This window comes from Serratia sp. CY82433, from assembly GCF_052166535.1.
Lineage (GTDB): Bacteria > Pseudomonadota > Gammaproteobacteria > Enterobacterales > Enterobacteriaceae > Serratia > Serratia sarumanii.
On record NZ_JBJNOR010000002.1, the window covers coordinates 212,375 to 225,407 of the forward strand.

The 13,033-nt window shown below is 59.8% G+C and carries 11 protein-coding genes and 1 other annotated feature; of the genes, 3 read left to right on the forward strand and 8 right to left on the reverse strand.

The window, feature by feature from the left end:
• Window positions 1-33: 33 nt before the first annotated feature.
• From ACJ8PI_RS14540 to tal, 3 genes are all read right to left on the reverse strand, one after another.
• A complete protein-coding gene (locus ACJ8PI_RS14540; RefSeq protein ID WP_164134599.1) occupies window positions 34-1,341 on the reverse strand; it encodes an MFS transporter in 1,308 nt (435 codons plus the stop codon).
• A gap of 124 nt (window positions 1,342-1,465) precedes the next feature.
• Window positions 1,466-2,053: a molybdopterin adenylyltransferase gene (mog, locus tag ACJ8PI_RS14545; protein WP_004932980.1), complete on the reverse strand. Its 588-nt coding sequence runs from the start codon at window positions 2,051-2,053 to the stop codon at window positions 1,466-1,468.
• Window positions 2,054-2,203: 150 nt separating this feature from the next.
• On the reverse strand, window positions 2,204-3,157 hold the full coding sequence (gene tal, locus ACJ8PI_RS14550) for a transaldolase (protein ID WP_033637049.1): 954 nt from the start codon (window positions 3,155-3,157) through the stop codon (window positions 2,204-2,206).
• A gap of 383 nt (window positions 3,158-3,540) precedes the next feature.
• Between tal and ACJ8PI_RS14555 the strand changes: the two genes are divergently transcribed.
• Window positions 3,541-4,977, forward strand: coding sequence for an alanine/glycine:cation symporter family protein (locus ACJ8PI_RS14555; RefSeq protein WP_033637048.1), 1,437 nt, complete (start codon window positions 3,541-3,543; stop codon window positions 4,975-4,977).
• A gap of 106 nt (window positions 4,978-5,083) precedes the next feature.
• On the forward strand, window positions 5,084-5,860 hold the full coding sequence (gene yaaA, locus ACJ8PI_RS14560) for a peroxide stress protein YaaA (RefSeq protein ID WP_033638662.1): 777 nt from the start codon (window positions 5,084-5,086) through the stop codon (window positions 5,858-5,860).
• Between the two features lie 46 nt (window positions 5,861-5,906).
• On the opposite strand, the gene thrC is transcribed toward yaaA, so the two are convergent.
• From thrC to ACJ8PI_RS14585, 5 genes are all read right to left on the reverse strand, one after another.
• Complete coding sequence (gene thrC / locus ACJ8PI_RS14565; protein WP_033649143.1) at window positions 5,907-7,196, reverse strand: threonine synthase; 1,290 nt, start codon at window positions 7,194-7,196, stop codon at window positions 5,907-5,909.
• A 3-nt stretch (window positions 7,197-7,199) separates the two neighbouring features.
• The gene (thrB, locus tag ACJ8PI_RS14570; RefSeq protein ID WP_047569370.1) at window positions 7,200-8,129 is read right to left on the reverse strand and encodes a homoserine kinase; all 930 of its coding nucleotides are present in this window, start codon (window positions 8,127-8,129) and stop codon (window positions 7,200-7,202) included.
• A gap of 1 nt (window position 8,130) precedes the next feature.
• Window positions 8,131-10,590: a bifunctional aspartate kinase/homoserine dehydrogenase I gene (gene thrA, locus ACJ8PI_RS14575; RefSeq protein ID WP_085286467.1), complete on the reverse strand. Its 2,460-nt coding sequence runs from the start codon at window positions 10,588-10,590 to the stop codon at window positions 8,131-8,133.
• A 24-nt stretch (window positions 10,591-10,614) separates the two neighbouring features.
• Window positions 10,615-10,732, reverse strand: a sequence feature (Thr leader region).
• Entirely contained in the window at window positions 10,671-10,757 is an 87-nt protein-coding gene (gene thrL / locus ACJ8PI_RS14580; RefSeq protein WP_071525951.1) for a thr operon leader peptide, read from the reverse strand. Its footprint overlaps the feature before it by 62 nt.
• Before the next feature lie 194 nt (window positions 10,758-10,951).
• Window positions 10,952-11,638 (reverse strand): tRNA/rRNA methyltransferase, encoded by a 687-nt coding sequence (locus ACJ8PI_RS14585; RefSeq protein WP_164134600.1) that lies wholly within the window; start codon window positions 11,636-11,638, stop codon window positions 10,952-10,954.
• A 629-nt stretch (window positions 11,639-12,267) separates the two neighbouring features.
• Between ACJ8PI_RS14585 and arcA the strand changes: the two genes are divergently transcribed.
• The gene (gene arcA, locus ACJ8PI_RS14590) at window positions 12,268-12,984 is read left to right on the forward strand and encodes a two-component system response regulator ArcA (RefSeq protein ID WP_004933003.1); all 717 of its coding nucleotides are present in this window, start codon (window positions 12,268-12,270) and stop codon (window positions 12,982-12,984) included.
• The last annotated feature ends 49 nt before the right edge of the window (window positions 12,985-13,033 follow it).

Below are 13,033 nucleotides of genomic sequence, written 5' to 3' on the forward strand. Positions count from 1 at the left end.
TGACGAAAAAGCCCTGCATTGCAGGGCTTTTTTTTAGCTGTAGGAATCGGCTTGCCGCTCCCCGGCTTCGCTGTTCAGGTCGCGATGCAGGTAGACGCCGAGCAGCAGCCCGATGAGCGACAGCGCCAACACGTAGTAAGCGGGTGCTAACGGGGTTAATTTCATGATCAGCGTCACAAAAATAGGGGTTAGACCGCCAAAAATAGCGTACGAGACGTTATATGAGAACGAGATACCGGTAAACCGCACTTCCGCCGGGAAAGCCCGCACCATCACGTACGGCACGGCCCCCACCACGCCTACGCTGAACCCCACCAAGGCATAGCAGGCGAACAGCATTTCCGGGCGCACACCCACCGTTTGATAGAACAGCCAACTGCAGCCGGCCAGCAGCACGCTGCCGACCACCAGCGTTTTGCTGGCGCCGAAGCGATCGGCCGACAAACCGGCGACGATGCAGCCGGCGATCAGCATGATGGTGGCGATGCTGTTGGCCTGCAGCGTCAAGGCCGGCGCGATGCCGAACTGCTTTTGCAGATAGGTCGGGGTCATCAGGATCACCACCACGATGCCGGCGGAGAGCAGCCAGGTCAGCAGCATCGATACCGCCACCTCCCGTTTGTGGTTGAGCACCACCGATTTCAGCGGCAGCTCTTCAGCCAGCGCTTTACGCGCCTGCATCTCGATGAAGATCGGCGTTTCCTGCAGCCAGCGGCGCAGGTACATCGCCACCAGGCCGAACATGCCGCCCAACAGGAAAGGAATGCGCCAGCCGCCGCCGGCAATGCTCTGCGGGCTGAGCGTGGTGTTGATCACCGTCGCCACCACCGAGCCCAGCAGGATGCCCACCGTCAGCCCGGCGGTCAGCGTGCCGCAGGCGAAGCCGATGCGCCGGCGCGGCACGTGTTCGGCGACGAAGACCCAGGCGCCCGGCACCTCACCGCCGATCGCCGCCCCCTGCAGCACGCGCATAAACAGCAGCAGCAGCGGCGCAGCGATGCCGATGCTGGCGTAGGTCGGCAGCAGGCCCATCGCCAGCGTCGGCAACGCCATCAGCAGAATGCTCAGGGTAAACATCTTTTTGCGGCCGACCAGATCGCCAAAGTGCGCCATCACGATGCCGCCCAGCGGACGGGCCAGATAGCCGGCGGCGAAGATGCCGAAGGTTTGCACCAGCCGCAGCCATTCCGGCATGTCCGCCGGGAAGAACAGATCGCCGACCACGGCGGCAAAGAACACGAAGATGATGAAGTCGTAAAACTCCAGCGCGCCGCCCAACGCGGCCAACGTCAGCGTTTTGTAGTCTTGCCGGTTCAGCCGGCGATTATTGTCGTGAGGCATAGGGCACCGTCGGTAAAGGCTGTAAAAATAAAAGCCGCAGGCTTTCTGTAAAAGAATCCTTACTATAGCGGCAAATTATTTTCACACCAGACGGGCTGAAGCCGATCTCGCAGAACGCTGAAATTTAGAGGTTTATCTCGCGACGCGCGCTCTTTGGCCGAAATGCTGCTACCACCGCGGCGTGCGTTTCGACGTAAGGCCCGTCGAGCAGTTGAATGCAATAAGGCACGCTGGCGAAGATGCCGTGCACCACCGCATTGCCCTGCTCATCTTTTACCCCTTCCAGCGTTTCCTTGATCGACTTCGGCTGGCCGGGCAGGTTGATGATCAGCGCCTGCTTGCGGATCGCCCCCACCTGGCGAGAAAGAATTGCCGTTGGCACATAGTGTAGGCTGATCTGACGCATTTGCTCGCCGAAGCCAGGCATCACGCGATCGGCGATCGCCAGCGTGGCGTCGGGGGTGACGTCGCGTCGCGCCGGCCCGGTGCCGCCGGTGGTCAGCACCAGATGGCAACCCATTTCGTCCACCAGCTCGCACAGCGTCTGTTCAATTTGCGTCTGCTCATCGGGGATCAGCCGGGTTTCCAGCTTGAACGGCGTCGCCAGCGCGCCGCTCAGCCATTCCTCCAGCGCCGGAATGCCTTTATCCTGATAAACGCCGCCGGAAGCGCGGTCGGAAACGGAAACCAAACCAATACGTAAAATATCCATGCGTAACCTCTACAGCCTGATGGGGTCCGAACGGGTTCGTCCCCGTTCTGTTGTCATTGCCGAGAGTATAAGGGCTTCCCCCGCCGGCGGGAGCGTCGGGCATAAAAAAAGGTGGCCTGAGCCACCTTTTTACTGCGCGATCTGCCGGAATTACAGCAGGTCGGCGATCATTTTTTCCAGTTTGCCCTGGTCTACGGCGAACTTGCGGATGCCGTCGGTCAGTTTCTCAACCGCCATCGGATCCTGGTTGTGCTGCCAGTAGAACTCAGGTTCGGTCAGTGCGGCAGGACGCGCCTTCACTTCACCGGTGTAAGACAGTTTGCGCTCCAGCGCGCCTTCGCTCTCCGCCAGCTCTTTCAGCAGCGCAGGGGCGATGGTCAGACGGTCGCAGCCGGCCAGTTCGATGATTTCGCCGACGTTACGGAAGCTGGCGCCCATCACCACGGTGTTGTAACCGTGCTGTTTGTAGTACTGGTAAATCTCGGTCACGGAGATCACGCCCGGATCTTCATGCGGGGCGAACTCTTTCTTGTCGCCGTTGGCTTTGTACCAGTCGAGGATACGGCCGACGAACGGCGAGATCAGGTAAACGCCGGCTTCGGCACAGGCGCGAGCCTGAGCGAAGGAGAACAGCAGCGTCAGGTTACAGTTGATGCCTTCTTTCTCCAACTGCTCCGCCGCGCGGATGCCCTGCCAGGTCGAGGCCAGTTTGATCAGAATGCGATCGTTGCTGATGCCGGCTTCGTTGTACAGCTTGATCAGGCGCTTGGCCTTGGCCACGCTGGCATCGGTGTCGTAAGACAGACGTGCATCCACTTCGGTGGAGATGCGGCCCGGAACCAGTTTGAGGATTTCCAGACCGATGTTGACCGCCAGCTTGTCGGCGGCGTCGGCGATTTGCTGCTCGCGATCGCTGCTCTGGCCGCGCGCCCAGGCGATGGCTTCGTCAATCAGTTTACGGTATTCAGGAATTTGGGCTGCATTGAGGATCAGCGAAGGGTTGGTTGTGGCGTCCTGCGGTTGATACAGCTTCATTGCCGCGATATCACCCGTATCTGCAACCACCGTGGTCAGCTGGCGCAGGGAAGTTAATTTGTCGGTCATGTTGGCATTATCTCATCGTTTGTGCATGAACTTTTGGCATTGTTCAACCATGCCCTGCCCTGATAATAACATGCGCCAAGCCCGGTGCAAGGCTGGAAAACCGCGGCGCGCAGGCATCTGTTTTATCCTTGGGCGAGCAACCGTTTACGCCGATATCTTTCGCCATTACCGAGCGGATGGAAAGGCAATAACGTGCTATTGTCCGAATAAATTATGTTAAATTCGAAAAAATTGATGCAATTCGTCCGCTAATCTGCGAAAAATCTTAATCGACTGACGCCGGACAGATTCCAGCTAAGCTCTTGTAAAAAATAGGCCAATGTTTTTCACCTGCGGTGGATGCTGCAAGGTGCGCATTAAATTTCGATAAAAGGAGGGATCCCTTGACGGACCTGATGAATTTTATAAACAACATTTTGTGGGGGTCGGTGCTGATTTATCTGCTGCTCGGCACCGGCATCTACTTCACGTTGCGCACCCGCTTTATCCAGCTCCGCCACTTCAGCCACATGTTCTCGGTGTTGAAAAACAGCAATAAGAGCGACAGCGCCGGCATCTCCTCTTTCCAGGCGCTGTGCACCACGCTGGCGGCGCGCGTCGGCACCGGCAACCTGACCGGCGTCGCCATCGCCCTGACCGCCGGCGGCCCCGGCGCCATCTTCTGGATGTGGGTGGTGGCGTTTATCGGCATGGCCACCTCATTTGTGGAAAGCTCGCTGGCGCAGCTCTACAAAACCAAAGACGATAACGGCAACTACCGCGGCGGCCCGGCCTACTACATGGAAAAGGGCCTCGGCATGCGCTGGATGGGCGTGCTGTTCTCGATCTTCCTGATCATCGCTTTCGGCCTGGTGTTCAACGCCGTGCAGGCCAACTCCATCGCGCAGGCCTCCGCCGTCGCCTTCCATTTGCAGCCGCTGCACGTCGGCATCGGCCTGGTGCTGCTGAGCGGCGTGGTGATCTTCGGCGGCATCCGCTCCATCGCCAAAGTGGCCGAGCTGGTGGTGCCGCTGATGGCCGGCGCCTACCTGTTGCTGGCCCTCTGGGTGATTGGCCATAACATCGAACACATGCCGGCGATCCTGACGCTGATCTTCAAAAGCGCCTTCGGCCTGCAGGAAGCCGCGGCCGGCGCCGTCGGTTACGGCATCTCCCAAGCGATGACCCAGGGCGTGCAGCGCGGCCTGTTCTCCAACGAAGCCGGCATGGGCTCGGCGCCCAACGCGGCGGCGTCCGCTTCACCTTATCCGCCGCATCCGGCCTCACAGGGCTATGTGCAAATGCTCGGGGTGTTTATCGATACCATCGTCATCTGCAGCGCCACCGCGGCGATCATCCTCTCCTCCGGCATTCTCGATCAGCCGACCGACAGCATCAGCGGCATCGATCTGACCCAGCGCGCGCTGTCGACCGCCGTCGGCAGCTGGGGGGCGCCGTTCGTCGCCATCGCCATTTTCTTCTTCGCCTTCACCTCGATCATCGCCAACTACGCCTATGCCGAGAGCAACCTGGTGTTCCTCGAGCACAACCATCCGGGCGGCCTGCTGATTTTCCGCTGCGTGGCGTTGGGCATGGTGATGTTCGGCGCGCTGGCGGAGCTGCCGCTGGTGTGGAAAATGGCGGATACCTCCATGGCGCTGATGGCCATCACCAACCTGACGGCCATCCTGTTGCTGTCGCGGGTGGCGCTTAAGCTGGCCGATGACTACCATCGCCAACGCCGTCTGGGCAAGCTGCCGACCTTTGACGCCAACCGTTATCCGGAGCTGAAGTCGCAGCTGGAGCCGGGCGTGTGGGACGACCAAAAGCCGCCGCGCTGAGTTTTCCGGGGCGCGTGCGGTGCGCGCCCCTGCCTATTGGACCGATTGCCCCTTTTTCCCGCGCTTTTTGCTACAGTATCCGCACTTGGATAAACAGGATCTGGCCATGCTCGTTATTATTTCCCCTGCAAAAACTCTCGATTACGACAGCCCGCTGGCGACAGAACGCTTCACGCAGCCCGAAATGCTGGACAAGTCGAAACAGCTGATCAAAATTTGCCGCGAGCTGACACCGGCGCAAATCGCCAGCCTGATGAGCATCAGCGACAAGCTGGCCGGGCTGAACGCCGCGCGCTTTAGCGAGTGGCAGCCGAAATTTACCCCAGACAATGCCCGTCAGGCGCTGCTGGCGTTCAAGGGCGACGTTTACACCGGCCTGCAGGCGCAGGATTTCAGCGAAGCCGATTTCGACTTCGCCCAGCAGCATCTGCGCATGCTGTCCGGCCTGTATGGCGTGCTGCGCCCGCTCGATCTGATGATGCCGTACCGGCTGGAGATGGGCATCAGGCTTGAAAACCCGAAAGGCAAAGACCTGTACAGCTTCTGGGGCGATAAAATCACCCAAAAACTCAACGAAGCGCTGGAGCAGCAGGGCGACGACGTGGTGGTCAACCTGGCGTCCGACGAGTATTTCAAGGCGGTGAAGCCGGCCAAACTGCACGGCGCGCTGATCAAACCGGTGTTCCTCGACGAGAAGAACGGCAAGTACAAGGTCATCAGCTTCTACGCCAAGAAAGCGCGCGGGCTGATGAGCCGCTTTATCATCAAAAATCGCCTGACGCGCAGCGAGCAGCTGGTGGACTTCAACCTGGAAGGCTACGCCTTCGACGAAGCCGCCTCGCAGGGCAATGAACTGGTGTTCAAACGCCCGGAGCAGGCATAGAAAAAGCCGTCGCAAGACGGCTTTTCGCATTCTAGCCTGCCGAACCTCAGGCCGGCAGCGCCATCAGGAACTTGCGCAGCTCGGCAAAGCCGGCCGGCAGCGTGTGCGACAGCAGCGGCAGATCGGCCCGCAGCGCCAGCGCTTTCGGCAACGGCAGCTCCTGACCGAGGATCGCTTCCACGCTCTCTTTAAACTTGGCCGGATGCGCGGTGCCGAGGAACAGACCGAACTCCCCTTCCTGCAGCCGATCGCGCAGCGCGCGATAGGCAATGGCCGCGTGCGGTTCGGAGATATAACCCAGCTCGGCCAGTTCACGCATCGTTTCCTTGGTGGTCTCATCGCTGACCGCCGCGTGGCCCAGCTCTTTCAGCTGCCAGACCTTACGACGGAACAGCTCTTCCACGCGCGGCCAGTTGTTCGGCTGGCTGACGTCCATGGCGTTGGACAGCGTCGCGACCGTGGCGTGCGGCTGCCACTGGCCACTGGTCAGGAAGCGCGGCACGGTGTCGTTGGCGTTGGTGGCGGCAATAAAGCGCTTCACCGGCAGGCCCAGCGACTTGGCCAGCAGCCCGGCGGTCAGATCGCCGAAGTTGCCGCTCGGCACCGAAATCACCAGCTGATTGCGCGCTTCCTGCGGCAGCTGCGCCACCGCTTCGAAGTAGTAGCAGATCTGCGCCAGCAAGCGGCTGATGTTGATCGAGTTGGCCGAGTTCAGGTGCAGCGCGTCCTTCAATTCCCGATCGTCGAACGCCTGCTTCACCAGCGCCTGGCAAGCATCGAAGTCGCCGTCGATCGCTACGGTGTGAATGTTGCCGCCCAGAGTACAGAACAGCTTCTCCTGCAGCGGACTGATTTTGCCCTGCGGATAGAGGATCACCACCCGGACGTTTTTCAGGCCGTAGAAGGCGTGCGCCACGGCGGCGCCGGTGTCGCCGGAGGTGGCGGTCAAAATGGTCACCGGCTGATCGCCGGCCACTTCCGCCAGCATCTGCGCCATAAAGCGGCCGCCGAAGTCTTTGAACGCCAGCGTCGGGCCGTGGAACAGCTCCAGGCAGGAGACATCTTCGGTCACTTTCGCCACCGGCGCCGGGAACTCAAAAGCGGCCTGCACGCGTTTCTTCAGCGCCGCTTCCGGTACCTCTTCGCCGATAAAGGCCGACAGAATACGGCTGCTGCGGGTGACAAAGTCCTGCTCCAGCAGTTGGTCGATCTCGGTCAGTTCGAACTCCGGCAGCTCCAGCGGGAAGAACAGCCCCTGCTGCTTGCCCAGGCCTTGTTTGATCGCCTGCGCGAAGCTGACCTGCTCGTTGTGATCCTTAAGGTTGTACAGTTTCATGCGTTATCCCAGTAGTCGAGCGCCTGCGGTATCCAGACGGCAAATATGAACAAAACCTTCGTCGTTTTGCAGATAGTGTTGTTGCAGCCAGGCGGCCATGCGCTGCGCGGTGGCGCCGTCGTTGCAGACGGCGAACAGCGTCGGGCCGGAGCCGGAGATGCCGCAGGCCAGCGCGCCGATGTCCTGCGCCGCCTTGCGCGCTTCGGCGAAGCCCGGCAGCAGCCGGGTGCGGTACGGTTCGGCGATCACGTCCTGCATCAATTTGGCGGCCAGCTGCGGCTGACGGGTGTGGCAGGCATGGATAAAGCCGGCCAGATAGCGACCGTGGCTGATGCAATCCTGACGACGGTATTGCGCGGGTAAAATGGCGCGCGCTTCGGCGGTGGAGACCTTGATGCCCGGATAGGCCATGACCCACAGCCAATCGTCGAAGCACGGCACCTCCTGGCTGATGATGCCTTCTTCTTCCAGCATCAGCTGCAGGCCGCCAAGGTAGCAAGGCGCCACGTTGTCGTAATGCACGCTGCCGGAAATGCGGCCTTCCAGCTCGCCCATCAGGCCGAGCAGCGTCGTCTCATCCAGCGGCCGATCGCAGAATTCGTTCATCGCCATCAGCCCGGCCACCACCGAACAGGCGCTGGAGCCCAGCCCCGATCCGATCGGCATGTTCTTTTCCAACCGCATCGCCACCGGCACTTCGCGGCCGATCTCCTGGCAGAAGCGCTCCCAGCATTGATAAACGATGTTCTCTTTCGGCTCGGCCGGCAGCTTGCTGACGAAGCGCCCGGCATTCTGCAAACTGAACGTCTCGGCGGCTTCTACGCTGACGCAGTCGCCCAGCAGCGTGCCGTCGATCGGCGAAACCGCCGCGCCCAGCACATCGAAACCGACGCTGACATTACCGATCGAGGCCGGTGCATACACCTTAACCATATTAAACTCCCAACTTCCATGACAGTGTGCGCAGCAGATCGGCGAACACGCCCGCTGCGGTCACATCGTTACCGGCGCCGTAGCCGCGCAGCACCAGCGGCAGCGGCTGATAGTAGCGGCTGTAGAAGGCCAGCGCGTTCTCACCATTCTTCACTTTATACAACGGATCGTTGCCGTCCACCGCCTCGATGCGCACCTTGCAGCGGCCTTCGTCGATCAGGCCGACATAGCGCAGCACCTTGCCTTGCTCGGCGGCGTTGGCCACGTTGCGCGCGAACTCTTTATCCAGCTCCGGCAGGCGCGCCAGGAACTGATCCACGTCGCCCGACGCGTCGAAGGACGGCGGCAGCACCGACTCGACCTCGATATCGCTCAGCTCCAGCTTGTAACCGGCCTCGCGCGCCAGGATCAGCAGCTTGCGCGCCACGTCCATACCGGACAGATCGTCGCGCGGATCCGGCTCGGTGTAGCCGTTGGCCCGGGCCTGCAGGGTCGCCGCCGACAGCGACAGCCCTTCATCCAGCTTGCCGAAGATAAAGGACAGCGAGCCGGACAGGATGCCGGAGAAGCGCACCAGCTCATCGCCGGCGTTCAGCAGGTTTTGCAGGTTCTCAATCACCGGCAAACCGGCGCCGACGTTGGTGTCGTAGAGAAACTTGCGGTGCGAACCGGCGGCGGCCGCGCGCAGTTGCTGATAATAGTTCATCGACGAGGTGTTGGCCTTTTTGTTCGGCGTCACCACGTGGAAACCGTCCGCCAGGAAATCCACATACTGATCGGCCACCGCCTGGCTGGAAGTGCAGTCGACGATCACCGGGTTCAGCAGGTGATACTCCTTCACCAGGCGGATCAGGCGGCCGAGATTGAACGGCTCCTGCGCGCCGGCCAGCTCGTCGCGCCAGCTGTCCAGCCCGATGCCGTGTACGTTGGTCAGCATCACGCGCGAGTTGGCGATGCCGCACACCCGCAGGTCGATATGCTTTTGCTTCAGCCACGGCTGCTGGCGGTAAATCTGTTCGATCAGCGCTCCGCCGACGCCGCCGACGCCGATGACGAACACTTCGATCACCTGATCGGTGTTGAACAGCATCTGGTGACTGACGCGCACGCCGGTGGTGGCGGAATCATTGCTGACCACCACCGAAATTGAACGCTCGGAAGAGCCCTGGGCGATGGCGACGATATTGATGTTGGCGCGCGCCAGCGCGGAGAAGAAGCGCGCGGAGATGCCACGCAGGGTGCGCATGCCGTCGCCGACCACCGAGATGATCGCCAGGCGTTCCATCACGTCCAGCGGATCCAGCACGCCGTCTTTCAACTCCAGATAGAACTCCTCCTCCAGCGCGCGGCGGGCGCGCTGCAGTTCGCCCTGCGGCACGCAGAAGCTGATGCTGTATTCGGAAGAGGATTGGGTGATCAGCACCACCGAAATGCCGGCGCGCGACATCACGGCGAACACCCGCGCGGCCATGCCGACCATGCCTTTCATGCCCGGGCCGGAGACGTTGATCATCGCCATGTTGTTCAGGTTGGTGATGCCTTTCACCGGCATCGCGTCATCGGTGCTGTCTTTGCCGATCAACGTGCCGGGGGCCTGCGGGTTGGAGGTGTTTTTAATCAGGCAAGGGATTTGGAACTGGGCAATCGGCGTGATGGTGCGAGGATGCAGCACTTTGGCGCCGAAATAGGAGAGCTCCATCGCCTCCTGATACGACATCGACTTCAGTAGCCTGGCGTCCGGTACGGTGCGCGGATCGCAGGTATACACGCCGTCGACGTCGGTCCAGATTTCGCAACAGTCGGCGCGCAGGCAGGCGGCCAGCACGGCGGCGGAATAGTCGGAGCCGTTGCGGCCCAGCACCACCAGCTCACCCTTGTCGTTACCGGCGGTGAAACCGGCCATCAGCACGATGTGGTCGGCCGGGATCGCCGCCGCGGCGATGCGCAGCGTGGACTCTGCGATGTCCACGGTAGACTCCAGGTAGTGGCCTTGCGCCAGCAGTTTCTCCACCGGGTTGATCACCGTGACCGGATAGCCCTTGGCGCGGAACACCCCTTCCATGATGGCGATGGAGAGCTTTTCGCCGCGGCAGATGATCGCCGCGTTCACGCTGTCCGGGCACTGCCCCAGCAGCGAAACGCCGTGCAGCACCTGTTTGAGCTGCGCGAACTCCTGATCGACCACGCCTTTCAAGCGATCGTATTCAAAGCCCGGCAGCGCCTGCGCCAGGCCGCTCAGCAGATCGGCAAAGATCCGCTCGGCGTCGCTGATATTCGGCAGAATGTCCTGGCCCGCCACCGTTTTGTCGATCATCGCCACCAGATGGTTGGTGATCTTTGCGGGGGCGGACAAGACCGTGGCTACCTGTCCCTGACGCGCATTACTCTCCATGATGTCGGCAACGCGCAGAAAACGTTCTGCATTCGCCACCGAGGTTCCGCCAAATTTCAGCACTCGCATGTGTGATCTCTCCGAATTTAAGCCGAAAAAAAAGCCCGCACTGATTAGGTGCGGGCTTTTTTCTGTGTTTCCTGTGCGCGTCAGCCCGCCCCGTTACCTGTGGTATCGGTGGTGGTAATAATTGTGGTTTTCAGGCTGATGTTGCGCATGTTGTCTGTCTGTCTCATGAAATACTCTGTCCCCTCTATTGGTTAAAGCAATCGCTATCCCAAGTCAAACGATTTCTTTTTTTTGCTTATTTTCCGTTCAGCGACGGTAATGCGCGATGCAACAGGTGAAAAGCAAAACGACAGAACAAAAAAACAACTTAAAGCCGATTTACCAGTGGATCACGCTGGGTAACCGTCTGATGGAGCCGCTATCACTTGGCGAGTTTTTTTTCGATGTCGTGCAGCAGCGTATGCAACATCGCCGTATCGCGCTGTTGCAGCGCGCCGAGCCGCTGGTGCAGCCAGTCGCGCAATTTTTGGTCATCGCCGACCTCCAATGCGTTCAACAAGGCATCGGCGCGGCGGCGCAGCGCCTTGAGCTGCCCTTCCGACGCCGCCGTTTCCTGCGGCGTGCTGACGCCCATCAGGCTCGCCAGCTGGTAGCAGTAAACCATCACCGCCTGGCCCAGGTTAAGCGACGGATAGTCCGCCTGCATCGGCACGCCGGTCAGCAAATCCGCCAGCGCCAGCTCTTCGTTGGTCAGGCCGGAATCTTCGCGGCCGAACACCAGCGCGGCCTGGCCGACCCACTGCTTGCGCTCGCTCAGCTGTTCCAGCAGCTCGGGCGGCGTGCAGTAATAGTGAAAACGCGCGCGGCTGCGGGCGGTGGTGGCGACGGTGAAATCCACGTCCGCCAGCGCCTGTTCCAGCGTGGTGAACGTTTGCACGCCGTCGAGGATCTCGCCGGCTCCGTGCGCCACCCAGCGCGCCGCCGGCTGCAGGTGCGCCTCGCTGTCGACGATGCGCAACGACGTGAAGCCCATGGTTTTCATCGCGCGCGCCGCCGCGCCGACATTTTCCGGCCGCGCCGGAGCCACTAAAACAATATGAAGCTGCATCACTCTTCCACCGAAGGCAGGCCTGCGCTTTTGACGGTGGCACAGCACCCGCTTATATTTACAATTGCGTAACAATAAACGCGTTAATAGCAACAAACAAGATTAAACGGCTCGTTGAGCTAATAAACCCGTCGTAATAGTCATTATTCGTGCTTATGTTTTACTGCATTTATTTATCAATGAGTTAAAACAAGGCGATGATCAATAAGCGAATAATTGTATCCTATCGGGCCGGATAATGCTGAATCGTTCACAGAATTTGAGGTTCTGTGACTTAAACTGGCATTTCTGTAAGTGTTTTTCACAAATCTGTTAACGTGCTACAATTGAATTTGATATATGTCAACAAAGCGTAGTTTTGTTGGGTGATGAATTCGGCACGCGCTGTTATATTGCTGTTAATGGGGTTAGGATATGCGCCAATTTGGCACCCCAGGGGTTGTAGGGAACAGCATCCCCACCAGGCTAGCGATCTTGTTGACATGAGATGGAAAGTGCATCAAGAACGAGTTTACGTACTTTAGTCATTTGCTGAGAGGGAACGTGGCGCTATCTCTGCCCTCCTCTAAGAAAACAAAGACTTCTGTACTTCCTATTTTCTATTTTGTTGGCAATTTTAGGTAGCAAATATGCAGACCCCGCACATTCTGATTGTCGAAGACGAGTTAGTCACTCGTAACACCCTGAAGAGCATTTTCGAGGCGGAAGGCTACATTGTTCATGAAGCCAATGATGGTGCAGAGATGCACAATATCCTGTCTGAAAATGATATCAATCTGGTCATCATGGACATCAACCTGCCAGGCAAAAACGGCCTGCTGTTGGCGCGCGAACTGCGTGAACAGGCCAGCGTCGCCTTGATGTTCCTGACCGGTCGCGATAACGAAGTGGACAAAATCCTCGGCCTGGAAATCGGCGCCGACGATTACATCACCAAGCCGTTCAACCCGCGTGAGCTGACCATCCGCGCGCGCAACCTGCTGTCGCGCACCATGAACCTGGGCAGCCTCGGCGAAGAGCGCCGCCTGGTCGAGAGCTACAAGTTCAACGGTTGGGAGCTGGACATCAACAGCCGCTCGCTGATCAGCCCGGCCGGCGAACAGTACAAGCTGCCGCGCAGCGAATTCCGCGCCATGCTGCACTTCTGCGAAAACCCGGGCAAGATCCAGTCCCGCGGCGAACTGCTGAAGAAAATGACCGGCCGCGAGCTGAAGCCGCATGACCGCACCGTGGACGTCACCATCCGTCGCATTCGCAAACACTTCGAATCGACGCCGGACACGCCGGAAATCATCGCCACCATTCACGGCGAAGGCTACCGCTTCTGCGGCGATCTGGAAGAGTAATTCCGGCCTGCCGTCATGAAAACGGGGTTCAGCATGCTGAACCCCGTTT